Source organism: Archangium minus (genome assembly GCF_044360475.1).
GTDB lineage: Bacteria > Myxococcota > Myxococcia > Myxococcales > Myxococcaceae > Archangium > Archangium minus.
The window spans coordinates 10,348,405-10,371,967 of record NZ_CP043494.1; the positions used below are offsets into that span (position 1 = coordinate 10,348,405).

At 65.9% G+C, this 23,563-nt stretch carries 23 protein-coding genes; 11 read left to right on the forward strand and 12 right to left on the reverse strand.

Annotation, left to right across the window (positions count from 1 at the left end):
• Positions 1-37 precede the first annotated feature (37 nt).
• The 5 genes from F0U60_RS42350 to F0U60_RS42370 all read right to left on the reverse strand — a co-directional run bounded on the left by F0U60_RS42350 (position 38) and on the right by F0U60_RS42370 (position 6,628).
• Positions 38-817, reverse strand: a complete 780-nt coding sequence (locus F0U60_RS42350) for a hypothetical protein (RefSeq protein WP_395808618.1) — start codon at positions 815-817, stop codon at positions 38-40.
• 225 nt (positions 818-1,042) lie between these two features.
• On the reverse strand, positions 1,043-2,659 hold the full coding sequence (locus F0U60_RS42355; RefSeq protein WP_395808620.1) for an amidohydrolase: 1,617 nt from the start codon (positions 2,657-2,659) through the stop codon (positions 1,043-1,045).
• Between the two features lie 381 nt (positions 2,660-3,040).
• On the reverse strand, positions 3,041-4,876 hold the full coding sequence (gene glmS, locus F0U60_RS42360; protein WP_395808622.1) for a glutamine--fructose-6-phosphate transaminase (isomerizing): 1,836 nt from the start codon (positions 4,874-4,876) through the stop codon (positions 3,041-3,043).
• A gap of 108 nt (positions 4,877-4,984) precedes the next feature.
• Positions 4,985-6,421 (reverse strand): bifunctional UDP-N-acetylglucosamine diphosphorylase/glucosamine-1-phosphate N-acetyltransferase GlmU, encoded by a 1,437-nt coding sequence (glmU, locus tag F0U60_RS42365; protein WP_395808624.1) that lies wholly within the window; start codon positions 6,419-6,421, stop codon positions 4,985-4,987.
• 33 nt (positions 6,422-6,454) lie between these two features.
• Positions 6,455-6,628: a hypothetical protein gene (locus tag F0U60_RS42370; RefSeq protein ID WP_395808626.1), complete on the reverse strand. Its 174-nt coding sequence runs from the start codon at positions 6,626-6,628 to the stop codon at positions 6,455-6,457.
• A 216-nt stretch (positions 6,629-6,844) separates the two neighbouring features.
• On the opposite strand from F0U60_RS42370, the gene ggt reads away from it, so the two are divergent.
• Both ggt and F0U60_RS42380 read left to right on the forward strand, forming a co-directional pair.
• Entirely contained in the window at positions 6,845-8,608 is a 1,764-nt protein-coding gene (ggt, locus tag F0U60_RS42375; RefSeq protein ID WP_395808628.1) for a gamma-glutamyltransferase, read from the forward strand.
• A 20-nt stretch (positions 8,609-8,628) separates the two neighbouring features.
• Entirely contained in the window at positions 8,629-9,411 is a 783-nt protein-coding gene (locus F0U60_RS42380; RefSeq protein ID WP_395808630.1) for a TatD family hydrolase, read from the forward strand.
• Here the strand turns inward: F0U60_RS42380 and F0U60_RS42385 are convergent, their stop codons facing one another.
• Positions 9,412-9,681 carry a hypothetical protein gene (locus tag F0U60_RS42385; RefSeq protein ID WP_395808632.1) on the reverse strand — a complete coding sequence of 90 codons (270 nt, stop codon included), beginning with the start codon at positions 9,679-9,681 and terminating at the stop codon, positions 9,412-9,414.
• A 347-nt stretch (positions 9,682-10,028) separates the two neighbouring features.
• Here F0U60_RS42385 and F0U60_RS42390 point away from each other — a divergent pair, with 347 nt between their 5' ends.
• The 3 genes from F0U60_RS42390 (at position 10,029) to F0U60_RS42400 (ending at position 11,691) form a co-directional block, all read left to right on the forward strand.
• Entirely contained in the window at positions 10,029-10,259 is a 231-nt protein-coding gene (locus F0U60_RS42390; protein ID WP_203407445.1) for a hypothetical protein, read from the forward strand.
• Between the two features lie 13 nt (positions 10,260-10,272).
• Positions 10,273-11,217, forward strand: coding sequence for an amidohydrolase family protein (locus tag F0U60_RS42395; RefSeq protein WP_395808634.1), 945 nt, complete (start codon positions 10,273-10,275; stop codon positions 11,215-11,217).
• Positions 11,218-11,313: 96 nt separating this feature from the next.
• Positions 11,314-11,691, forward strand: a complete 378-nt coding sequence (locus F0U60_RS42400) for a response regulator (RefSeq protein ID WP_203407447.1) — start codon at positions 11,314-11,316, stop codon at positions 11,689-11,691.
• A gap of 26 nt (positions 11,692-11,717) precedes the next feature.
• Here F0U60_RS42400 and purU read toward each other — a convergent pair whose 3' ends face one another.
• On the reverse strand, positions 11,718-12,569 hold the full coding sequence (gene purU, locus F0U60_RS42405) for a formyltetrahydrofolate deformylase (RefSeq protein ID WP_395825685.1): 852 nt from the start codon (positions 12,567-12,569) through the stop codon (positions 11,718-11,720).
• A gap of 152 nt (positions 12,570-12,721) precedes the next feature.
• On the opposite strand from purU, the gene F0U60_RS42410 reads away from it, so the two are divergent.
• Together F0U60_RS42410 and F0U60_RS42415 are read left to right on the forward strand one after the other, a co-directional pair.
• Positions 12,722-13,540 carry an ABC transporter ATP-binding protein gene (locus F0U60_RS42410; RefSeq protein WP_395808637.1) on the forward strand — a complete coding sequence of 273 codons (819 nt, stop codon included), beginning with the start codon at positions 12,722-12,724 and terminating at the stop codon, positions 13,538-13,540.
• Positions 13,537-15,192, forward strand: a complete 1,656-nt coding sequence (locus F0U60_RS42415) for a hypothetical protein (RefSeq protein WP_395808639.1) — start codon at positions 13,537-13,539, stop codon at positions 15,190-15,192. Before F0U60_RS42410 ends, F0U60_RS42415 begins: the two co-directional genes overlap by 4 nt.
• On the opposite strand, the gene F0U60_RS42420 is transcribed toward F0U60_RS42415, so the two are convergent.
• A complete protein-coding gene (locus F0U60_RS42420) occupies positions 15,150-15,662 on the reverse strand; it encodes a hypothetical protein (RefSeq protein WP_395808641.1) in 513 nt (170 codons plus the stop codon). The two genes, F0U60_RS42415 and F0U60_RS42420, sit on opposite strands and share 43 nt — an antisense overlap.
• A gap of 477 nt (positions 15,663-16,139) precedes the next feature.
• On the opposite strand from F0U60_RS42420, the gene F0U60_RS42425 reads away from it, so the two are divergent.
• Together F0U60_RS42425 and F0U60_RS42430 are read left to right on the forward strand one after the other, a co-directional pair.
• Complete coding sequence (locus tag F0U60_RS42425) at positions 16,140-16,883, forward strand: AAA family ATPase (protein WP_395808643.1); 744 nt, start codon at positions 16,140-16,142, stop codon at positions 16,881-16,883.
• Between the two features lie 166 nt (positions 16,884-17,049).
• The gene (locus tag F0U60_RS42430; RefSeq protein WP_395808645.1) at positions 17,050-17,391 is read left to right on the forward strand and encodes a prolyl oligopeptidase family serine peptidase; all 342 of its coding nucleotides are present in this window, start codon (positions 17,050-17,052) and stop codon (positions 17,389-17,391) included.
• An 8-nt stretch (positions 17,392-17,399) separates the two neighbouring features.
• On the opposite strand, the gene F0U60_RS42435 is transcribed toward F0U60_RS42430, so the two are convergent.
• Positions 17,400-17,948, reverse strand: a complete 549-nt coding sequence (locus F0U60_RS42435) for a hypothetical protein (protein ID WP_395808647.1) — start codon at positions 17,946-17,948, stop codon at positions 17,400-17,402.
• Positions 17,949-18,287: 339 nt separating this feature from the next.
• Between F0U60_RS42435 and F0U60_RS42440 the strand changes: the two genes are divergently transcribed.
• Positions 18,288-19,211 carry a DUF2381 family protein gene (locus tag F0U60_RS42440; protein WP_395808649.1) on the forward strand — a complete coding sequence of 308 codons (924 nt, stop codon included), beginning with the start codon at positions 18,288-18,290 and terminating at the stop codon, positions 19,209-19,211.
• Here the strand turns inward: F0U60_RS42440 and F0U60_RS42445 are convergent.
• Positions 19,104-20,270, reverse strand: coding sequence for a hypothetical protein (locus F0U60_RS42445; protein WP_395808651.1), 1,167 nt, complete (start codon positions 20,268-20,270; stop codon positions 19,104-19,106). The genes F0U60_RS42440 and F0U60_RS42445 overlap by 108 nt on opposite strands.
• 168 nt (positions 20,271-20,438) lie before the next feature.
• On the opposite strand from F0U60_RS42445, the gene F0U60_RS42450 reads away from it, so the two are divergent.
• Positions 20,439-21,224, forward strand: a complete 786-nt coding sequence (locus F0U60_RS42450; protein WP_395808653.1) for an alpha/beta fold hydrolase — start codon at positions 20,439-20,441, stop codon at positions 21,222-21,224.
• A gap of 94 nt (positions 21,225-21,318) precedes the next feature.
• Here F0U60_RS42450 and F0U60_RS42455 read toward each other — a convergent pair whose 3' ends face one another.
• Together F0U60_RS42455 and F0U60_RS42460 are read right to left on the reverse strand one after the other, a co-directional pair.
• On the reverse strand, positions 21,319-22,191 hold the full coding sequence (locus F0U60_RS42455) for an SAM-dependent methyltransferase (protein WP_395808655.1): 873 nt from the start codon (positions 22,189-22,191) through the stop codon (positions 21,319-21,321).
• Between the two features lie 122 nt (positions 22,192-22,313).
• Positions 22,314-23,546, reverse strand: a complete 1,233-nt coding sequence (locus F0U60_RS42460) for a VWA domain-containing protein (RefSeq protein WP_395808657.1) — start codon at positions 23,544-23,546, stop codon at positions 22,314-22,316.
• Positions 23,547-23,563 lie beyond the last annotated feature (17 nt).

Below are 23,563 nucleotides of genomic sequence, written 5' to 3' on the forward strand. Positions count from 1 at the left end.
GCCTATTGAATCAGCCCCTGGAAACCCGGGCAACCCATCACCTGGCTCTGATTCCGAGGCGCACTGGTTCCGGTTGATGGAAGACACGGGGAACCTTCTGAACGCTGCTCAGGATGGTCTCGACGCATCCCTTCAACATCTTCTCGGAGAACTGGGGCCCATGATGATCCAGCACGAAGGTGGCCTCGTAGCTGTCCTTCGTGAGATCAATCTCCAAGATGCGGTCGAGCACGGCCGGGAGCTCCGCCAGGCGATGGGCGTGGCGCCCCTGCATCACCCGGAGAAGGTTCATGAAATGCCGTGCTTCGTCGGCGACCAACCAACGAACCCAGTCGCGGAACGCAGAGGGCCCGAGCGAGCCATAGAACTCCGTGTCGTCTATATAGGATCGGGTAGTCGCGATCTCGTCATATGCCAGGACCGCGCACAGGAGGAACTCGTCCCGGCCGAAGTCGTCGATCACTCGGAAGTCAGGCTTGCGAGCCTCGAGCCGCTCCGTGATCGCCGCCTCTGACTCTCCGTAGAAGAGGCTGTAGATACGGCGGAATCCAAGATAGTGGTTGTACTCGTCGCGGCTCCACGCCTCCACGAACGAGTGGAACTCACCGGAGAGCGTCAGTCCGCTCCGACGGATCCACGTATTCATGTACTGCGCGTCGAACTCCGAGCACAAATCATTCCAGAGGATTGGCTCATAATCCCGCTTGTCCTGCTCGGGCATGATGATGTCTTCCGGCCGGACCCGGGCAAACAACTCGCTCGAGCTCCAATCACCCACTTCCGAATTCCAGAGAAGCTCCTCCCGAACGGCATTCATTCGCAGATCCTTGTCAATCATATGAGTCCTCGAGCCTTGTCATGGACAATCATCGCGATGCGAATTGCCAGATGAACACCCGGCCCGCGCGACAGACGTCTCCCGCGCGCGGCAACTGACACAGTCCGGGCGTTCCCCCTCCAACACTCACTCCAATACAGCCAGACGAAACAACGACAACACGCCCGCGGGAGGCGGGGTATAGGTGCGCCCCCCCGCTGACGCCTACTTCCGGTAGACGATCTTCCCACCCACCATGGTGAGTTGGACTTCGGTATTACGGATCTCTCTCGGGTCTATTTCGAACACGTTCCGCGAAAGCATGATCAGATCGGCCCGCTTGCCTGCCTCGAGGGAGCCCTCCTCCTTCTCGAGACGTGCCGCGAAGGCGGCATCCAGGGTGTACGCCCGGAGGGCCTGCTCGAGTGAGAGTCGCTGCTCCGGTAGCCAACCACCGGCTGGCTTCCCTTCTTCCGTCTCACGAGTAACGGCCGTCTGGATTCCATACCAGGGATTCAGGGTCACGACCGGCCAATCGCTTCCAAACGCGAGCTTCCCGCCGCCCTTGACGATCCGCTGCCATCCGAATCCGCGCGACGCCCGCTCCGGGCCGATCTTCCCAGCCCAGGTGTCCAGGGTCGTGGCATCCGGGTAGGCATGAAACGGCTGGAAGCTCGCGATGATCCCCAGCTTGCCCAGGCGCGAGGCATCCTGCTCGGTGAGGGTCTCGAGGTGCTCGATGCGATGGCGACGGTTCCGGCTGGCGTTCTGCTTCGCCGCACGCTGGTAGGTGTCCAACGTCAACCGCACCGCGCGATCTCCGATCGCGTGGGTGAAGAGTTGAAAACCCTGGCGATCCAGCTCCGTCACGGCACGAGCCAGCTCGTTCTCCGCCCAGAAGGGCTCGCCGCGCTCGGACGGCACGTCGACGTATGGCTCGAACATCGCCGCGGTATGCGTCTCCACGATACCGTCGACGACGATCTTCACCGCACCGGTGGAGAGCCATTCATTCTGGTAGGTGCTACGCGCCGCCCGCAGTCGAGCCAGGAACTCGGGCGTCAGCGAGGGCGGCTCCATCGGGAGGGCCACGTAGAGCCGGGCCGTGAGCTGGTCCTGCTGGCGAAGGCGCTCGAACAACGGAAGCACATCCTGGTCACGGCCCGCACTATGCAGACGGCCGAGGCCCAGCCGGTTCGCCTCCGCCAATCCCTTGCGAAGTGCCTCGAGCCTTTCCTCGTCAGTGAGCCGGGGAATGGCATCCCACAGGAGCTTCGCGGCGGACTCCTTGAGCGTGCCCGTCGGCTCGCCCGTGGCCGCGTCCCGGACGATGGTGCCATGGGGCGGATCCGGCGTCTCCCGCGTGATGCCGGCCGCGGCAAGCGCCTTGCTGTTGGCCCAGACCGTGTGCATGTCATAGCCCTCGAGCACCACCGGGCGATCCGACACGACAACGTCCAGGTCCCGTTTGTGGGGGAGCCCCGACTCTCCGAAGATGGGGTAGGTCCACCCCCGCCCCACGAGCCAGCTCGAGTCCGGATGCGCGGCGGCGAACTCCTTGAGCTTCCGCTGAACGTCCGCGATCGACTGGGCATCATCCAGACCAAGTCGCGAAAGACCGAGCGAGCCCTCGAGGAAATGAACGTGGCAGTCCGTCAATGACGGCAGGACCAGCCGCTGCTCGGCATCAATGATCCGCGTCTGGTTCGCGCGGTAACGGGAGATTTCCGCATTGCTCCCGACCGCGAGGATGCGACCCTTCCGGATGGCGATAGCCTCGGCCCACGGCTTCCGCGCATCGACCGTATACACTCTCGCATTCACCACCACCGTATCCGCCACGGGAGCCGCTCCCGCCACAGAAGACCACCCGGAGGTGAAAAGCCACACCAGTATGAGAATGGACCCGAGGGGATGGACTCGCATGATGGGGAAGCGCCCTGTTGAGCTCACCCCTTCTAGATAGCCGATTTCACCTCATAAACAACAGGTCTTACTCAGAATACTCTAAATCCAGTTTTTTCATATTCCGATATTTGATTGCCATGAAGAATTAGAGACAAACGACATACTTTAAATACAAAGAATCTACTTGTCCTTTTCAATCCACCCAGGAATGGGAAGTTACCGGCGGGCTGGTGTGGGAGAGAATCAATGCAAGAAAAACGCCCGGGGCCTCCAAAGGAGGCACCCGGGCGCGAGCCGCCAGGAGGCGTGGCGCGACTATTCCACCGTCACGCTCTTGGCGAGGTTGCGCGGCTGGTCCACGTCGTTCCCGCGCAGATCCGCCACGTGGTAGGCGAGCAGCTGCAGGGGAATCGTGGCCACCACCGGCGCGAGCAGCGCGCTCGCGGCCGGGATGCGGATGACGTGATCCGCCAGCGAGGCCACGTGCGCGTCATCCTCGTCGATGATCGCGATGACCTTGCCGCCGCGCGCCCGCACCTCCTCGATGTTGCCGATGATCTTCTCGTAGGCGACGTGCGGCTGCTTCGGCGCGATCACCACCACGGGCATCTTCTCGTCGATGAGCGCGATGGGGCCGTGCTTCATCTCGCCGCCGGCGTAGCCCTCGGCGTGGATGTAGGAGATCTCCTTGAGCTTGAGCGCGCCCTCGAGCGCCACCGGGTGCATGGGGCCGCGGCCGAGGAAGAGGAAGTCCTGCGCGTTCATGAACTCGCGGGACACGCGCTTGACCGCCGTCTCGCACTTGAGCACGTCCTCGATCATCTTGGGGATCTCCGTGAGTGCGGTCAGGTGCTCCTGTGCCGCCTTCACGGTGAGCGTGCCGCGCATGCGCCCCAGCTTCACCGCGAGCAGGTAGAGACCCACCAGCTGCGTGGTGAAGGCCTTGGTGGAGGCCACGCCAATCTCAGGGCCCGCGTTGGTGAGGATGGTGATGTCCGCCTCACGCGTCATGGCGCTGCCGATGACGTTGCACAGGGCGAGCGCCGTGGCGCCACGCGCCTTGGCCTCCTTGAAGGCCGCCAGCGTGTCCGCCGTCTCGCCGGACTGGCTGATGGCAATGGCCAGGTGCGAGGGCTCCACGATGGGATCGCGGTAGCGGAACTCGCTGGCGAGCTCCACCTCCACGGGGATGCGCGCCAGCGATTCGATCATCGCCTTGCCAGCGATGCCCGAGTGCCACGAGGTGCCGCACGCGAGGATCGTCACCTTGGTGAGCGCACGCACCTTCTCCGGGCTGAGGTTCCAACCCTCGAAGTGCACATCACCCTCGGAGAGGAGCATGCGGCCGCGCAGCGTGTCCGCCACGGCGCGAGGCTGCTCCATGATCTCCTTGTGCATGAAGTGCTTGTGGCCGCCCTTCTCCGCCATCATCGGCGTCCAGTCGATGCGGCGGGTGGGCCGGTTCACCTTCTGGCCGGAGCGGTTGTAGATGTCCACGCTGGCGGCGGTGACAACGGCCAGGTCACCCTCCTCCATGTAGACGAAGTCGCGCGTGTGCTCGAGCAGCGCCGGCACGTCGCTGGCCACGAAGTTCTGACCCTGACCCAGACCGAGCACCATGGGAGAGGAATCCTTGGTGCAAACGATCCGGTTGGGGTCGCTCGTGGTCACCACCGCCAGGGCGTAGGTGCCCTTCACGTGGGTGATGGCCGCGCGCACCGCCGCCGGCAGATCCAACCCGCTCTTGAGCTCATCGGAGATGAGGTGGGCGAAGACCTCGGAGTCCGTCTCGGAGGAGAAGTGGTGCCCCTTGGCACGCAGCTCCTCCTTGAGGGCGAGGTGGTTCTCGATGATGCCGTTGTGCACCACCGCCACGCCACCGTAGGTGTGCGGATGAGCATTCTCATCCGACGGACGCCCGTGCGTGGCCCAACGCGTGTGACCGATTCCGATGGTGCCCTGGGGCAGATCGTTCTGGACGCGGTTCTCCAGGTTCCTCAGCTTGCCCGTGGCCCGCACCACGTTCAGGACGTTGCGGTTCACCACCGCCACGCCAGCGGAGTCATACCCCCGGTACTCGAGCTTCTTGAGCCCAGACACCAGGATGGGAGCCGACTCCTTATCCCCAACGTACCCAACAATGCCGCACATGTTGTCCGTCCTCTCTCACGCCCGACCCCCCGAAGGCAAATGCGGGGGGGCACAACACCTACACCGGGCGACACCTGTCACCCGGACGACAAGCAAATCGCGGGCCGATCACCCCGCCGACGCTTTGTCGGATTTGGAGGAGCCAGTTTCCGAGGACTTGGCCATCCGAGCCTTCTTCCTCTCCACCCAGCCTTCCAGGTTCACCTGTGGCGTGCGGGACACAGCGAGGCTCCCGGAGGGCACATCTTTCGTCACCGTGGTGCCCGCACCGACATACGCACCGTCCCCGACCTTCACAGGGGCCACCAGCTGGGTGTCAGAGCCGATGAAGACCCCATCACCCAGCTCGGTGACGTGCTTGCTCACACCGTCGTAGTTGCAGGTGATGGTGCCTGCCCCCACGTTCACCTTGGAGCCGATCTTCGCGTCACCCAGGTAGGCGAGGTGGTTGGCCTTGGAGCCGCGGCCCAGGCGGGCCTTCTTCGTCTCCACGAAGTTGCCCAGGTGCACCTCCTCGGCGAGGTCCGTCCCAGGCCGCAGCCGGGAGAACGGGCCGAGGATGCAGCGCTCGCCTACCCGAGCCTCCTCCAGCACGGTGTACGGCTTCACGGTCGTCCCGTCGGCCACCGAGGAGGCGTGCACGACGCAGCCCTGACCGATGGAGACGTTGCGGCCCACCACCGTGGCGCCCGACAGCGTCACCATGGGGCCAAGCTCCGTATCCGACCCGATGGCCACGCCCTCCTCGATGTACGTGGTGGCTGGGTCCGCCAGGGTGACGCCGTTGCGCATGTGCCAGGTGTTGATGCGCGACTGGAGCTCCTTGGCGCGCGCCGCCAGCTCCACCCGATCGTTCACGCCGGCCGTCTCGCCGAACTCGGCCTCGATGGAGGCCACCGGGCCCTGCGCCGCGGCCATCTCCACCAGGTCCGTCAGGTAGAACTCGCCCTGCGCATTGCTGCTGCGGATGTTGGCCAGCGCCTTCCACAGGAAGGACGACTCCACCAGGTAGATGCCCGCGTTGCACTCGCGCACCTGGCGCTGCTCGGGCGTGGCGTCCTTGTGCTCGACGATGCGCACCACCTTGCCCATCTCGCGGATGACGCGGCCGTAGCCCGTCGGATCCGCCGGCACGGTGGACACCAGCGAGAGCACGCCCCCGCCCTTCTCGTGCGCGGCGGCGAGCGCGGCCAGCGTCTCGCTGCGCACCAGCGGCACATCACCGTAGAGAATGAGGACACGCCCGTTGAAGTCTTTCAGCGCGCTCTCCGCCGAGCGCACCGCGTCCGCCGTACCCCGCTGCTCCTTCTGGAGCGCGAAGCGCAGGGGCGCCGTGGGGAAGTGGGCGCGGATGGAGCGCTCCACCTCCTCGGCCTGGTGGCCCACCACCGACACCACCGGCGAGGCGCCCAACTCCAGGGCTCGCATGAGGGGATAGGCACAGAGGGGCTTGCCGAGGATGGGGTGAAGGACCTTGGCCTTCTCCGACTTCATCCGCGTGCCCTTGCCCGCGCACAACACCACCGCCGCCAAAGAAGCTGTCATGTCGGCGATTACTAGGGACGCGATCGCGACGCGTCAACCACGAGCAGGCGCGCGCGTGGAGCGACTGCCTTCCGGCCGGGCCTGAACGGAAACCGACAACGTGTTGCTCTGCACGGTGATGCCGAACTTCGGCTTGAGGAAGACCGTTGTCACGGTGGCATCCGACGGAGCCGATGTTTGCTTCACTGTCACCAGGTTGGCGTTCATGTTCCCCCCGTCGGGACGGAGCGTCATGCACAGGATGCCTTCGCTCCTGTCCCGGTCAAACTCCCGGCTGAGCGTGTTGGTGTCCTCCGGACACTTCTCGATGACGAAAGCGTTTGGTAGCGAGTCCAGGTGGCGGGCGGGGATACTCCAGAACTCTCACTCGGAGAAGCGCGAGTTGATGGCCCATACGGAGGCTTTCACGTGGAGACGGTAAAGATGCGGACTCACCAAAATTGGTGGGGCGTAGCGGTAGCAGCGCTGGTGGTGGCGTGGCCTGCGTGGGCGGCGCGACCGTACCGGGGCGGAGCGGTAGCCACGGCTCATCCGGAGGCGAGCGAGGCCGCGCTGCGGATGTTGGACAAGGGCGGCAACGCGGTGGACGCGGCGGTGGCGGCGGCCTTCACGCTGGGAGTGGTGGCGCCGTATCACTCGGGGATTGGCGGCGGAGGCTTCGCGCTGGTGCACGAGGCGAAGACGGGCGGAACGCGAGTGCTGGACTTTCGCGAGGTGGCACCCGCGGCGGCCACCCGGGACATGTACGTGAAAGACGGCAAGGTGGTGCCGGGGCTGTCCACGGACGGCGTGACGAGCGTGGCGGTGCCCGGCGCGGTCGCCGGCTATCTGGAGCTACTGGAGAAGCACGGGAAGCTGCCGCGCGCGGTGGTGCTGCAGCCCGCCATCGATGCCGCGCGCAACGGCTTCTGGGTGTCGCCCAAGTACCAGGCGATGGCCGCCATGCGGCGCGACTGCCTGCGGCAGGATCCAGAGGCCACACGCCTCTTCCTCACGAAAAACGACAAGGGCGAGCCGGACGTGCCGCCCATCGGCCATCTGGTGCGCCAACCGGAGCTGGCCCGGACGCTCCAGACGCTCGCGAAGAACGGTCCCAAGCCCTTCTACTCGGGCCCGCTCGCCCAGGCGATGGTGGACACAGTGAAGGCCGGCGGCGGCCTGCTCTCGCTGGAGGACTTGAAGGCCTACAAGACGCGCACCCATGAGCCGCTGGAGGGCAGCTACCGCGGCCATCGCATCCTCACCATGCCGCCGCCGAGCGCGGGCGGGCTCGCGGTGGTGCAGGTGCTCGGCGCCCTGGAGCGGCTGCGTCCCAAGGGCATGAGCTACCGCGACCCCGAGGACCTCCACCTCTACGCCGAGGCGGTGCGCCGCGTATACGTGGACCGGGTGAAGTACCTGGGCGACCCGGCCTTCGTGAAGATCCCCATGGAGCGCCTCACCTCGTCCGGCTACATCGCGGACCTGGCGGGCAGCATCGACCCCAAGAAGGCCACCCCCAGCGCCTCGCTGCTGGCCCCGAGGGAGAACGCCGGTTCCACCCTGAAGAACCCGACCGACACCTGGTACGACCCCGCCTCCGCGCCGGAGAAGAAGAACACCACGCACATCTCCGTCATCGACAAGGATGGCAACGCGGTGGCCCTCACCACCACGGTGAACTACGGCTTCGGCTCGTGCGTGGTGGCCAAGGGGACGGGCGTGCTCCTCAACGACGAGATGGACGACTTCGCCGCCCTGCCCGGCGTGCCCAACGCCTACGGGCTGGTCACGGGCGAGGCCAACTCCATCGCCCCCGGCAAGGTGCCGCTGTCCTCCATGTCCCCCACCCTCGTCTTCGCCAAAGACGATCCGAAGAAGGTGATGCTGGTGGTGGGCAGCCCGGGCGGCTCCACCATTCCCACCACCGTCATCCAGGTCATCTCCCACATCGTGGACCAAGGCATGGACGTGACACGCGCAGTGGGCATGGGCCGGGTGCACCACCAGTACCTGCCGGATGAGCTGTGGGTGGACCGCTGGGGACTGGAGCCCGCCACGCAGGCGGCGCTGGAGGCCAAGGGCCACAAGCTTCGCAAGCAGGAGGCCTGGGGTGACGCCGAGGCCGTCTACAGCGACCCCAAGACAAACCTGCGCTACGCCGCGAGCGATCCTCGCAACGAGGGCACCGCCCTCGGCCAGGACTGACCCCCAAGAGCGAGCACACCGTGCCCGAGCAGCTCGTCCATCTCTTCGATGCGCACCTCCACCCGGAGGCCCTCAGCGACCAGGACCTCGAGTCCATGCGCTTCTTCGGCGTGGAGCGCGCGCTGGTGGTAGCCCACCACCCGCCCGAGCCCACCCCCAAGGCCCTGCGCAAGCACTTCGACGACCTGGTGCAACGTCAGCTCCCGCGCCTGGAGCGGCTGGGCATCCGCGCCTGGGCGGCGCTGGGGGTGCATCCGCGCTCCATCCCCCGCCGCGGCCTGTCCGAGGTGCTCGCGAGCCTCCCCGACTACTTCCGCGGCGGACGCGTGGTGGCCTTGGGCGAGACAGGGCTGCACGCGGGAGGCATCGAGGAAGAGGAGGCCTTCCTCGAGCAGCTCGCGCTCGCGCGTCAGCTCAAGCTGAAGGTGGTGGTGCACACCCCGGTGCTCGACAAGGAGCGCCACACCCGGCGCATCCTCACCTTGCTGCGCGAGTCCGGTGTGCGGCCCTCACGCGTGCTCGTGGATCACGCCAACGGGCGCACCGTGCGCAACATCCTCGGCTGTGGACACTGGGCGGGATTGACCCTGCACCCCGAAGCACTGCGGGCCGAACGCGTTGTGGCTCTGGTTCGTCGGCTCGGCAGCGAAAGGCTGGTGCTCAACTCGGATGCCGGCGAGGGCGCCGGTGACCTTCTCGGGCTTGCGCGCGTGGCCAACCTCCTGGCCAAGGCGAAGCTCTCAGAGCGAGTGGTGAAGCGCGTTGCTTTCGACAACGCCGCGCGCTTCTACCGGCCTCGCTGACTAGTGCAACGCGCTGGACTCTGACTCCGGGTGCAGCGTCAACCGCTGCGCCTCGTCCAGCTTCACCTGTACCGGAATGCCCCGGTGGCGATAGTGCGCCAACGAGTCCGACACCTCGTCCAACAACTGCTGATAGCGCTCGTCCAGCTCCACCGCGATCAACATCATCGTCTCGCCAGCGTCCTCGACGCCTGGGCGGGACACCTGGCAGCGCTGGAACCGCGCCCAGCGGCCATTCGCCATTTTCACCAGCTCGCCGTCGTAAGCCATGCGCAGTTCCCCCTTTCGACAAGAAGTCGGGAAGTGAATGGACGCACTGTAAGCACAAATTTTCCGCGCGTCATCCCCCCAGCTGAAAATTCGTGAAAGTGTCCTGATATTGGTCGTTTACCCGACGCTTCCCCAGGGGGCGGCGCCATTCACCAGCGGAGCCGGGTTCATCGTGTAAATTTGCTGAGCTGTTAAGTTGTTGATTTTCCGACGAAGTGCGTCGTCTGGCTGCGTCATCGGACCGAGCCCCTGAACCTGGCACATCAGGCAGGCACTGTGCTCTGGAGGAAACTCCAGGCCCGAAGTCCGGGTGGCACGAGGACACGCCATCCCTTAGATTCGGCGGGATGAAGTTGCCCCTCTTGTTCCGCCGCGATCGGACCGTCATCAAGCGCGCGGACGCGCAGGACCAGGCCGAGAAGCTGTTGGCCGAGTCCCTGCGTCTGCTCAGCCAGGTGTGTACCAAGGTCGCCGACCTCATCGAGACGCAGCGCCTGGAGCGCGCGGGTTACTCGCAGAACACCTACCTGCGACGGTTGGACGAGGCCCCAGGCGACGTGGAGCGGAAGAAGGAGTAGACCTTCGCTCCGCATGGATCATCCCGATGATTCGCCGGTCTGCCTGGGTACCGTCTCGGGCTGGCTAGGGCCTGGAGCGTCCGTTCCCCCCCTGCCGGCCTTGAATGATGAAGAAGGTCCGCGCCTGCCCGAGGGGCTGCCGCCCGTGGTGGACTCCCACGTGCACCTCTTCCCGGACGGTGTGTTCGAGGCGGTGTGGCGCTGGTTCGACCAGTACGGCTGGCCCATCCGCTACAAGCTGCACACGCCCCAGGTGGTGTCCTTCCTGCTGTCGCGCGGGGTGCACCGGGTGGTGGCGCTTCACTACGCGCACAAGCCGGGCATGGCGCGCTTCCTCAATTCCTACATCGCCGAGGTGGCCCGAGCAGAGCCGCGCGTCTGGGGGCTGGCCACCGTGCTGCCGGGCGAAGAGGGCGCGGCGGACATCCTCGCCGAGGCCTTCGCGGCGGGCCTCAAGGGCGTGAAGCTACACTGCCATGTGCAGTGCTTTGCCCCAGACGCGCCCGCGCTGCACGAGGTGTACGCCGCCTGCGCGCGGGCCGGGCGACCGTTGGTGATGCACGCCGGCCGCGAGCCCGCCAGCCCCCAGTACAAGTGCGACGTCCACGCCCTCTGCTCGGCCGAGCGGGTGGAGCGGGTGCTGAAAGAGCACCCGACCCTCAAGCTGTGCGTGCCCCACCTGGGAGCGGACGAGTTCGACGCCTACGAGCGGCTGCTGGAGCGCTACGACAACCTCTGGCTGGACACCACCATGGCGGCGGCCAACTACTTCCCCATGCCCGTCCCCCGCCGCCTGCTGGAGGTGCGGCCGGAGCGCATCCTCTACGGCACGGATTTTCCCAACCTGCCCTACGCCTGGGATCGCGAGCTCAAGCAGCTGCTGGCCCTGAAGCTCGGGGACGAGGTGGAGGCAGGCATCCTGGGGCAGAATTCCCTGAGACTTTTCGGGGGGTGTTGAAAAGCAAGCACACCCCTTCCGGAACCGAGAAGCCATCCGCATCTTGCCCCCCATAGAATCCGCCATCCCCTCTGGAAGATGCTTCGAGGCCCCGACATGTCCTACATCCTGGTCGTCGACGACGACGCGAGCCACCGCACGCTCATCTGCGATGCCCTTGAGGAGATGGGCTACCGCACCGAGCAGGCCGCCAACGGGCGAGAGGCCCTTGATCTGCTCGAGGGTGACATCCCCCAGGCCGTGCTGTTGGATCTGCGAATGCCCGTGATGAGTGGTTGGGGCCTACTGGACGCGCTCAAGAAGATGCCGCGGGCGCGCGGACTGCCGATCATCATCATCTCCGGCTACGGCTTCGAGTGGGAGGCCGAGCTGGTGGGCGCCGCCGGCTACATCTCCAAGCCGGTGGACCTGGACAAGGTGAGGATGACCGTGCAGCGCATCATCGGCCCGCCCGAGGTGGCCATGGTGCACTGAGCGTGCACCCCGGAGTACGAAGCCGCTCAGGCGAAGACGACAGTCTTGTTGCCGTGCAGCAACACCCGGTCCTCCAGGTGCCAGGCCACCGCGCGCGCCAGAACGGTGCGCTCCACCCGGCGCCCGATGCGGACCAAATCCGCCACCGCATCCCGATGCCCCACCCGATGGACGTCCTGGTCGATGATCGGCCCGGCGTCGAGCTCGGCCGTCACGTAGTGCGCCGTGGCGCCGATGAGCTTCACCCCTCGGGCATGCGCCTGGGCGTAGGGATTGGCGCCCACGAAGGCCGGTAGGAAGCTGTGGTGGATGTTGATGATGGGCCGGCCGAAGCGCTCGATGAACCCAGCACTGAGAATCTGCATGTAGCGAGCAAGGACGATGAGGTCCACCTGGTGGGTCCTCATGAGCTCCAGCACCTCCGCCTCGGCCTGCGCCTTGGTGTCCGGAGTGACGGGCACGTGATGCAGGGGGACTCCGAAGGGAGCCACCACCTCGCGCGCATCCGGATGGTTGCTCACTACCAGGGGGATGTGCGCGGCCAGCTCGCTCTTCTTGAGCAGCCAGAGCAGCTCCTGCAGGCAGTGATCCTGCTTGGAGACAAAGACAGCCATGCGCTTGACGCGCGCGGCGGGGGTGAGCTGCCACTGCATCCCGAAGCGCTCAGCCACGGGGCGGAAGGACTGCTCCAGCGCGGGAAGCCGCTCCTGGAGCCCCGGGAGATCGAACTCCAGCCGCATGAAGAAGCGCAGATCATCCGGCTCGGTGTGCTGATCCGAGTCGACGACGTTCGCCCCCTGTTCATAGAGGAGCTGGGACACGGCCGCCACCACACCCGGGCGGTCCGCGCAAGTGATGAGGAGTCGGGCCCGATTCACGTTCGTCTGAGAGAGAGCTTGCATGGTTCGAAGTGCCCGGAAGGTGGTGATGGGAGGGATCCTACACCAGGGGAGCCACCCCGGAGGACGAGCCTCGGACATTGGGAGGATTGCAGGGGGTAACGGAGTCGGCTGAAATCCGGCCCTTTCACATGTCCCCTTCCCCTCCAGATCTGGCCGTCGATGCTCATGGGCTCGTGAAGCGCTTCGGCGACTTCACTGCACTCAACGGGATGGAGCTGTCCATTCCCCGGGGCGCCTTCTATGCCTTCCTCGGCCCCAACGGGGCGGGCAAGTCCACCACCATCGCGCTGCTCACCGGGGTGTACGCACCGGACGCCGGACGGATCTCCCTGCTCGGGGTGGACGCGGTGGCGAAGCCGCTGGAGGTGAAGCGCCACATCGGCGTGGTGCCCGAGGAGCTGAGCCTCTTCGAGCGGCTCACCGGGCGACAGTACCTCACCTTCTGCGGGCGGATGTACGGACTGAGCGGGGACGAGGCAGCCGCGCGAGCCGCCGAGCTGCTCGAGCTCACAGAGCTGACGTACAAGGCGGGCGCGCTGGTGGCCGAGTACTCCAAGGGGATGCGGCGGCGGCTGGCCATCGCGGCGGCGCTCATCCACGCGCCGGAGCTGGTGCTGCTGGACGAGCCCTTTGAGGGCATCGATGTGCTCGCGGCGGGCGTCATCCGCGAGCTGCTGCGCGAGCTGAGCCGGCGGGGCGTGACGTTGCTGCTCACCACGCACGTGCTGGAGATCGCCGAGCGGCTGGCCACGCACGCGGGCGTCATCCGCGGCGGGAGGATGCTCGACCAGGGCACCGTGCAGCAGCTCATGGAGCGCTACGAGTCACCCTCGTTGGAGGCCGTCTTCGAGAAGCTCATCTCCGTGCCGGCCGCGCGCAACGCGAAGCTGTCCTTCTACGGGGACGCATCACCGACCCAGGCGAACCTCCGCCAGGGGGCGGCATGAGCCGGCCGGCCACACCGGGCTTCTTCCAGCACCTGTGGTTGCTGTGGGGTCTGCGTCTGAACATCGGGCTCAACCAGGGGCCGGGGAAGAACCGGCTCATGGCGGTAGGCGCCTTCCTGCTCTCGAGCGCTCCAGCCTGGGGTCTGGGGGTGTCGTTCTACGGGTTGATGCGCCTGCCCCCCGTCGCCCAGAACGAGGTCTGGCCGTTCTTCATCCTCAACCTGCTGTGCTTCGTCACCTCCGCGGTGTGGGTGACGTGGCCGCTGATGAGCGCGGGCGTGGATGACCACTCGGAGCTGAGCCGCTACGCGCCCTTCCCCATCTCTCCCTTCCGGCTGCTCATCGCCTCCACGGTGGCGAGCCTCTTCGAGCCGCGCGCGCTCGTCTTCTACGCGCCGCTCACGGGAGCGGCACTCGGCTACGCCTCCGTGCACACGGTGCGCGTGAAGTGGTTCGCCGTGCTGCTCTACGTGCTCTTCGCGCTGCTCAACGCGGCCTGGAGCCGGGTGGGCCTGCACCTGGTGCTCAACGTGCTGCGCGCGAAGAACAGCGCACAGCTCATCGGCGGCGGCTTCGTGTTCTTCCTCGTGGCCGCGTCCTTCATTCCCCCCATCGACACCTCGTGGCTGACCGCCGTGGGTGAGGGAGGAATGGAGAAGATGGACATGGGCCTCATCGTCGACGCGACGATCGCGCTCGGACGAGTGCCCCCAGGCTACTTCGGGGACGCGCTGCTGGAGCTCTCCTATGGCTACCGGCGCAACGCCCTGGCCAACGGCGTGGGCATGCTCTTCTTCATGCTGATGGGGCTGGCCATCGCCTACGCGCTGCTGCTGCACTTCCACCGCAACGTGGGCCGCGCCGGCCCGGCGGTGAAGGAGTCCGGAGACAGCGACCCGTTCGCCCGGACGCGGAGCCGGTACACCACGCTGCTCGTGCGCGAGGCGCTGGACTTGTGGCGCAACCCGCGCGCGCGGCTGCTCGCGTCCGTCCCCTTCGTGCTGGCCATCCTCATGAAGCTGACGTCAGGACGAGCCCTCTTCGAGTACATGCTGGGCGCGAGCGTGGATGCGTGGCTGATGGGTGGCCTGTGCATCTACGGCTCGGTGGTGATGGCGTCCACGTTCTCGCAGAACACCTTCGCCTATGACGGGCACGGGCTGGCCATGCTCATCGCCGCGCCCGTGGAACTGGGGGACGTCATGCGGGCCAAGAACGTGGTGCAGGGTACGGCCGCGGGCGGCATGGCGCTGCTCGTGGGCCTCTTCTACCGGGTGTACTTCGGCAGGGGCTCGGCGCTGGACTTCCTGTGCGCCATGGCAGCCGTGGTGGCCGTGATCCCCGTGCTGCTCGCGGCGGGCAACTTCCTGTCGCTGTACTTCCCGGTGAAGTTCCACGCGAGCCTCAAGCGCCGGGACAAGCTGCCACTCACCGCGTCCATGCTCGGCATCGTCGCGGCGAGCGTGGGGTGCGCCCCCTTCGTGTGGGCCCTGCGTTTCGCTGGGACGAGCGGACCCAGCTGGCAGACGCTGGCGATCATCGCCCTGTGCGCCGCGGTGAACGCGGTGATGTACCGCGCGCTGTTGCCCCTGGCCCTGCGACTGCTCGATCAGCGCCGGGAGCTCGTCCTGCGAGCGGTGACACGGGAGTGACTGAATTCCTTCTCTTGCCGAATCAACTCCAAACTCCCCTTTACGTCTCCGTACTGGGCATGCTCTGACGAGAGGGACTGAAAGTGGCGCTCGGCCAGACCCAGCATGCGCCTCGCCGCGGGCAGGTGCTCTGGGTGGCCTTTCGCCCATCGAGCGAACAGAATGGCCACATGCACCCGCCGCTCGACATCCGTATACCCCAGCCGCCGGATGCGACGCAGAGCGCGCCCGAAATCCGACCAGGGTGCATTCAGACCAAAGGCGCCCAGAAGGATTTCCTCCGCGATGCGCCGACGTGTCTCCACCTGTTCCCAGGGGGTTTTCACCAAGGCAAGCAGCTCGCGCTGTAGTGCCAGGAAGGCCCTTTCGTACTCCTCGAAAGGGGCATCCACGAGAGCAACATAGAGCTTGGCGATGGCATCAGCTCCCGCCATCCACCGACCCTGAAATTCCGCATCTTCCTGGCTCATGGGCAAGGCCTCCCATTGGCTTCGGAGGGCCAGCTACCATTCCTCTGCATACAGACATCGCGGCATCCGATACATTGACTATGGTTGAACTTGGGTCCGCGAATACCTTGCACCGGTGTTTGCAGGCACCGGGTGAACTCCTCATTACAGGTTTTCTTGATCTTTTCTGGTGACAACTCCGTCGTCTTATCCTTCGACCCTTCTGAGGCCTTGTCCTTTGCTGGAGCCTCTGCCCGCGGAGGTACAGAAGTCGGAGTCGTACTCATGGGAATGGGTACAATCGTCTCCTCCCCAGCCACAGCGGTGCAATACGCCGGATTCTGTCGGCACGCGTTCGAAGCCGAGTCCATGCTCTGCGCCAGTCGTCCCCCATGCGGAGCTGAACCATGCATCACCGAGGATGCACCGCCGGCACATGAGCACAAGACGACGAGCACCAGACTCAAAAGATAGGATGCGCGTGCTACGGAAACAGACATGGACCCGACCTTCATCCGCACGGTGATGCTCCTGCGCGAGCAGATACCTGACTTCAACCGCTATCCGTTCAGTCTGCCCGTGGTGCGCGACCTGGACAACTTGGAGTTGCACCCACGCGTCACCTTCCTCGCCGGAGAGAATGGCAGTGGGAAATCCACGTTGCTCGAGGCCATCGCCACGGCGGCAGGCTTCAACCCCGAGGGTGGCACGCGGAGCTTCAACTTCGCCACCCGCAGCTCTGAATCCGAGCTGCATCGCTTCCTCCGGCTCGTCCGCGGCTACCGCCGCCCTCGCACCGGCTTCTTCCTGCGCGCGGAGAGCTACTTCAACGTGGGCACGGTCTTGGAACAGATGCCTGACATCCTCCAAGGGGCCTACGGCGGCACCTCCCCGCACGAGCAGTCCCATGGCGAGTCCTTCCTGATGCTCGTGCGCAGCCGCTTCTGGGCCAATGGTCTCTACATCCTCGATGAGCCCGAAGCCGCCCTGTCTCCGCAACACCAGCTCACCTTGTTAAGGCACATCGATGAGCTGGCGCGCCGAAAATCCTCTCAGCTCCTCATTGCCACGCACTCGCCCATCCTGCTCGCCTACCCGGACGCGCGTATCTACTGGCTGTCCAAGCAGGGCCTGTCACCCATCGCATACGAGGACACCGAGCACTATCGCCTCACCCGTGACTTCCTACTCCATCGCGAGCGATACCTGCGCGAGCTGATGAGCAGGGAGGACGAAGAGTGAGGAGGGGTGGACTCCGGTCCACTTGCACACCTGTCCCCCTGGCCTGAGCTTCGAAGCCTTGGACGGAGGGACTCCATGCCCGAAACCGGATTCCTCGCCCGCACTGCAACCCTCGCGGCGACCACCTACCGATACCAAGTCTAACCCGCACCGCTTCGCCGCGCTCGTGCCCATCTGCGGAGGACTAGACGCCCCCGGCAGGCGCACACTGCCACGCAACCCGGGTGCGGCCTCATCCGTCCCCGAGCCCTTCCTCGAGGCAGCCCGACACCTGCGGCACGTTCCCACCTGGATCTTCCACGGGGAAGAAGACACCATCATCCCCGTCGAGGAGTCGCGCATCATGGTGCAAGCGCTCCGGGAGGTGGGCGCCCCGGTGCGCTACACCGTGTATCCGGAAGTCGAGCACGACTCGTGGGACCCGGCCTACGCGGAGCAGGAGCTCATGCCCTCCTACGCGGAGCAGGAGCTCATGCCCTGGCTCCTCTCCCACGTGCGAGCCCCCTGACGGAGGCCTCAGCCCCCCACCGGGCCGAGGTCGGTCTTCCGTCCCGGGCCCCACTGCACACCGAGCTGCGCCCGGTAGTCCGTGAAGAGGGAGGCGGCGATGGTGCTCGCTCCCACCAGGGCGTGCATCAACGTGACCCACCGGCTGCGCCGCGAGTAGCCGAAGACGAAGGGCGCGGCGATGACGCCGATGCTCCACACGTAGTCGATCACCTCGTGCACCTCGATGGGAATGAGCTTCTTGAGGCTCAACCTGTAGTCGGTGAGCATCGACACGCCTGCTCCCGCGAACCCGAACGCCAGTCCGGCCGTGCAGGCCGCCTTCGAGCCGGACAACAGCCCCACCCCGGCCACCGTGAGCGCCCCCTGGTAATCCAGCAGTGAGTGGAGATCCTGCGGGATGCGCCTGCTCAGAGGCAGCCGACCCAGCAGGGGCAGCGCGGGGATCCCGGCCGCCGCGCTCCGGTCCATGATTCCCTTGCGGCTCTCGCGCATCGCGGTGGGAACAGGGACAGGCTGGCGAGGGGTCTTCTTTTCCGGGGTGGGCGTGAGATCCATGCACGGCTCCTTGGGAGAAAGGACATCCCAACGGTAGGCACCCGGGAGGACCACGACTGGGCCCCCTACGTCCGCCCGGCTGGAGTGCAGCCACTCGCAACGGCTTCGCGCCGCGCCACCAGCTCAGTCGACGAAAGTCCCACCAGGGACCCGAACGAATCCAGAACGAGGGACCCTCCGGGCTCGATCTTCCGCAACTTGTCCGACTGTCGGACAGGTCCGCGCAAAGAGTGACCGGGAGGCCGGCTTAGCTCGTCCGACCTCGCACGTCCCGCGTGCGTTCCCGTTGACGAGAGGCATGACCTCTGCCGTAAGGTATCGGTTCCTACGGGAGGAGTCATGCGAACATCCACCGCTGTCCGGGCCGCCACCCTCATGCTCACCCTGCTGGCCAGGAGCGCCGCGGCTCAGGTTCCCGCCTCCGAGCTGACACGCACGCTCACCGTTCCGGCTCCCCTGGACAGCAACGCCCCCTCATCTCCCATCTACGTCCGCAAGCAGATGGTGACGACGCTCCAGTTCGAGCTGCCCCTCCGGGCCGTCACACTCTCTGGGTCCGGAGCGGAACACGTCGCCGTACAGCGGCTCGGTGTGGACACCGTCATCCTCCGTCCCGCGAAGCACCTGCCCACCTGGCACAAGCCCACCCTGGAGATCACCGCCGAGGATGGCGCGCGCCATGTCTTCGCGCTCGTGATGGACGAGGACGAGATGGACGTGCAGGTGTTCATCCAGCGCGGCCAGTGCATCACGTCCGAACCGGAGAACCTCGATGCCGTGGCGGCGGAACTGCTGCTCCGCGAGCCCGTGCGCACCATCCGTCAGCTCTCGTTTCGGCAGGACAACACAGTGGCAAGAGTTGGAGAGGCCATGCTCAAGGTCTGGGGTTCCCTCCCGCTTTCACGACTCGCGGTCGTGACCTTGCGCATCGAGTCGGCCAACGAGCCCTTCGCATTCGGCCATGCGCGTTTCGACAGTCCCGTCGGACGCATCAAGGTGCTCGGCACGCGCCTGGATGCCGAGGGAAACATCTCCATCGTGGTGAGGCGTCCCGAGGCCGAAGCCGATGGCATCGTCTATTCGCTCGAGGTGAGCGAACAAAACGGGCCTCGGAAGTTCGTCACGAAGGTCATCCCCTGGCCCGCCCCACAAGACTCAACGTCGCGCCAGCCACTGGGGACGGAAGGTCATCCCAAAGCTGATCCAGATGGTCGAGTTCGCAACGGGAAACTCTCCAGGCCGGAGATCCTTCAACGCCGATAGCTTCTCTGGATCAGTGTTGCCGACATTCACGCCTGGATGGGAACCAGGACCCCATTGCTCCAGCCCGGGCTCCTTGCCCCAGACGTCATAGCCAATGGCGCAGATGGGCAGCTTGCGACCATCCGCCAACTCCAATCGGTCCAACTGGATGGACATCCGCTGGCCGTAGCTCTTCGCCCGGCCAAACAGCTTTGCCCCCTTCATGCGCCGCCCCAGTTCGGAGCGAGGGAAGTCCGGCCCCAGGTGCAGGCCCTCCCAGCGAGCCACCACCGGACCCTCCTTGATGAAGAGCGGCGTCGCCTGCCGACGCGTGTAGTCGATGCCCAATAATTCCACGTCATACGGCTCGCCAGTACCCAACCCCAGTGCCTCAATGGCCACCCGGGCTTCCTTCGGGCAGTCCTCCAGCCACTCGGTATCCACCTGACGCACCTGCACCGCAGCGCAGGCGCTCGCCGACAGGCCGATGCACAGCGTCAGCACCTTCATGTTCACGCTCACCTCCGCCGTCTCGGGCGGATTGCTGCTCTTGGACGACACGGGTTTGCTTCCTTTCGCCTTCTTCGCGTCCCGAGGCTTGTAGAGGTCGATCTCCGGGGTTTCGAAGTAGTTGCTCTCGATGCGCAGGAACTCACTGAAGAACCTGGGGATCTTCAAGATGGCCCAGGCTTCGCCCGTCCCCATGTGTGACTCGAGGAAGAGACTCGACCAGAGCGAACAGATACCGGGCTCGCAGAGCCCATGAGGCAGCTCGTCGAGGAGCCTTACCCCTCCCGGCAATGGCCGCCGCCCATCCCTCCACGGACCCTCCAACCCCAGCTTCGGAACCCACACGAGGTTGTCACCCTTCCCGAGGTCTTCTTCCAAGTCCCAGCTCTCGCCCTCCTCCACCCAGGCGTCTTCCTCGGACTCCGGAACAACCATCCCTTCCTCCCGAGGCCATTCTACCGGGCCCACCCGTTCCGGCGGCTCCCCACCGAGCAGGGCCCGACCGAGGCCCATGCCCAAAAGAACCGAGCCCAGCAGCAACACCACGACCCTGCCAATACGCGCGGTCATCGAGACCCAACCTCCTCCGGGTGACCTCACTCGCGAGGTTCCCTCGCGCAGCATAACCCACCTTCGCGGTCTCCTGTCGAGGCATGCCCTCAGATGTCACCTCGCCGACCCGCTCCCGGACCGCGGCCCCCAAGCCCGCGCCGCCCCACCGTGCTAGAAAATGCCCCCATGCCCATTGCCGAGCTCAACCATCAAGGTCTCTATTTCGAGGACTCCGGCGGCTCCGGTCCGGCCGTCATCCTCGCTCACGGCTTCCTCATGGATGGCCGGATGTTCGACGCGCAGGTGCAGGCGCTCGCCCCCGAGTTCCGCGTCATCCGCTGGGACGCTCGCGGCTTCGGCCGCACCCGCTGGGACGGCAAGCCCTTCAACCTCTACGACTCAGCCGCCGACTGCATCGCCCTGCTCGACCACCTCGGCATCCAGCAGGCCATCGTCGGAGGCATGTCCCAGGGCGGCTACTGTGCCCTCCGCGTCGCCCTGCGCTACCCCGAGCGCGTCCGCGCCCTCGTCCTCATGAGCACCCGCGGCACCATGGACGAGGAGGAGGTCCGCGCCGGCTACCGCCAGGTGCGCGACCTGTGGGGCACTCCGGGCGCCACCGAGAACATCGTCCAGAACCTCGCTGGCGGCATCATCGGCGACGCGCGCTTCCACTCCCCGTGGCTCGACCGCTGGCGCCAGACGCCCAAGGCGAACTTCGTCGCCGCCATGAACAACCTCATCGAGCGCGATGACATCAAGAACCAGCTCGGGGACATCCGCTGCCCGGTCATCGTGTTCCACGGCACCGATGACGCCGGTATCCCCCACGCCCAGGGCGAGTACCTCCACAAGGCCCTGCCCAACAGCAAGCGCTTCGTCTCCGTGCCCGGCGCCGCGCACGCGGCCAACCTCACGCACCCCGAGGTCGTCAATCCGCCCCTCGTGGAGTTCCTGCGCGCCCTCGCGTAGCACTCACCCGGGTGGGAGCTGAACAGGGAGCACGGCTCATCTCCGTGCTCTCGCAAGCTCAACCGTCGGAGCCATTGCCGTACCGTTCCCCGGCCTACAACTTCTCGGCGTAGACGATCCGCTCGATCGCAGAAACCGGCACTGACCGACCGCTCGGCTTCACGTATCGCTCGCTCAACTCCTCACTTCCAACCTGTTCGAGCTCGCGCCAGGCATACTCCTTCAGGAAGTCGGCGATGTGCTCGGGCATCAGCCCAAAGCGCCACACGTCATTCTTCACACGCATGGTCTGGTAGATTTCCTCCTGGCCATAGAGAGCGCTCCCTTCGATGAAGTCTTTGCGAACATAGGTGAACGCGAGACGGCTGCCGCGTCCACTCCTGGCCAGGAACTCGAACGTCTTCCGGACCCCCGCTTCCGTCAGGTACTGCGTGACGCCTTCCCAGATGAAGAAGGTCCTGCGCCCGAGCGCATGGCCATGTGACGCCAGGGCGCTCTCCAACTCCTGTCGTTCGAAGTCGATGGGCACCAGCTTTACGTGAGCCGGGACCTCACCCAACAACGCTTGCAGCCTGGTCCGCTTGTATTCGATGTTCTCCGGTTGATCCACCTCGAACACCGGTACGTTGGCCAAAGCCGCGAGGCGGTACGCGCGAGTATCCAGGCCCGCCCCGAGGTTCACGACGGTCTCGATTCCCGCGCTCAATGCCTCGGTGACCTTGTCGTCGATGTATCGCTTCCGACACGGCATCAATCCCCAAAGCCCCGGGCCTTTCTTCTCCATGGCCCGGATGAACCACGCACGAATCGACGAGAGCCGGGTCATGACCACCAGAGCCCTCATGCCGGTTGGAAGGAATCGATAGGCGACGTCATCCTGAATCAGCCGCATCCCTGGCGGGAACAACTGCTCGACAGCCACGATGACCATCGGGCCGAATGCGGTCTGCGCTGCGGGGTTAGCCATTCTGCATGCCCCTTTGTGAACCGTGTGGCCACGGTGCGAGTATTGACAGAATGACGAATATTGCCACACCTCACCGGACGAGCTGCCCGCGTTGGAAGCAAAGCGGGAGAGGGTGATGCGGCTCAGTAGGTCAGGCCGTACTTCGTCGCCTTCTCCTTCACGCCCTTCATCACGTTCGCGTCGAAGGAGTCTTCCTTCTCCGCCACGTTCTTCGCGCGCCAGGTGTCGCGCTCCGCCGCCAGCTTCGCCGCCTTCTCCTCCAGCGCCTTCCGCTCGTCCGCCAGCTGCTTCACCTTCGCCTCGCGCGCCTTCGCGTCCAGCCCCTGCAGTTCCGCCGGCAGCTCGTCGTCCTTCACGCTCGCCAACGCCTCCGGCTGTGACGCCAGGTCCACCGCTCCGCCCACCGCCACCGGCGCGCTGCTCACCGCCGCCGCCTTCGCTGGCGCGCTCCCCGCCCCTCGCGTCGTCTTCATGAACTGGATGCGCTCGGCCGCCGCCTCCGGCGCCAGCTCCGCCATCTGCTCCGCCCTCACCCGGTTCGCGACCTGCGCCTCCTTCTTCCCCGCGTACAGCGTCTTGCGCGCCAGCTCCGCGTTCACCTTCGCCAGCTCCGCGTCATACGGCGTCGCCACCGCCACCATCCCGCCCGACTGCTCCAGCGACTCGTACCGCCCGTCCGTGATCTTCGCCGCGAGCTTCCAGTGCGTCTCCGTCTCCGGATCCCCACCACAGCGCACCGTGTTCACCACGATGTGCTTCTCCGCCGCCCGCTTCACCCAGTGGTTGAAGTTCCAGTCGTCCTTGCGCTGCGCCGGCGGCGCGTCCCCCACCAGGAAGATGAGCTTCATCGTCTCCCGGCTCTCATCCCACGACAGCTTCGACACCGCCTCGCCCAACCCCCGCCCCACGTGCTCCGGCGTGTCTCCGCCTCCATCCGCCCGCAGCTGGCGCAGGTTCGTGAAGAGGCCGTCCAGGTCCTCCGTCAGCTCGTACCGCCGCGTCACGTACTCGTCCCCCACGTCCCGGTACGCCACCAGCCCCACCCTCACCCGCGGCGTGGGCTTGCCCTGGGCGATCCTCGACGCGATGGAGAAGATCTTCTGCTTCGCTCCCTCGATGAGCCCTCCCATTGAGCCCGTCGTGTCCAGGACGAAGACCACGTCGATCCTCGGCCGCGCCTGCTGCTGCTGGGACTGCGGCTGCTGCTGTGGAGCCTGGACAACCGGCGGCCTCTGGAGCTGGGCCTGAGGCTTCGCGGGCATGGGAGGGGCCTCGGAGAGGGCCAGAGAGGACGCGAGCGTGACGAGGGCGAGCGCGGCCCCGAGCACGGGGCGCGAGAAGGGCTTCAGGGTCATGGAAAGGGCTCCGGGGA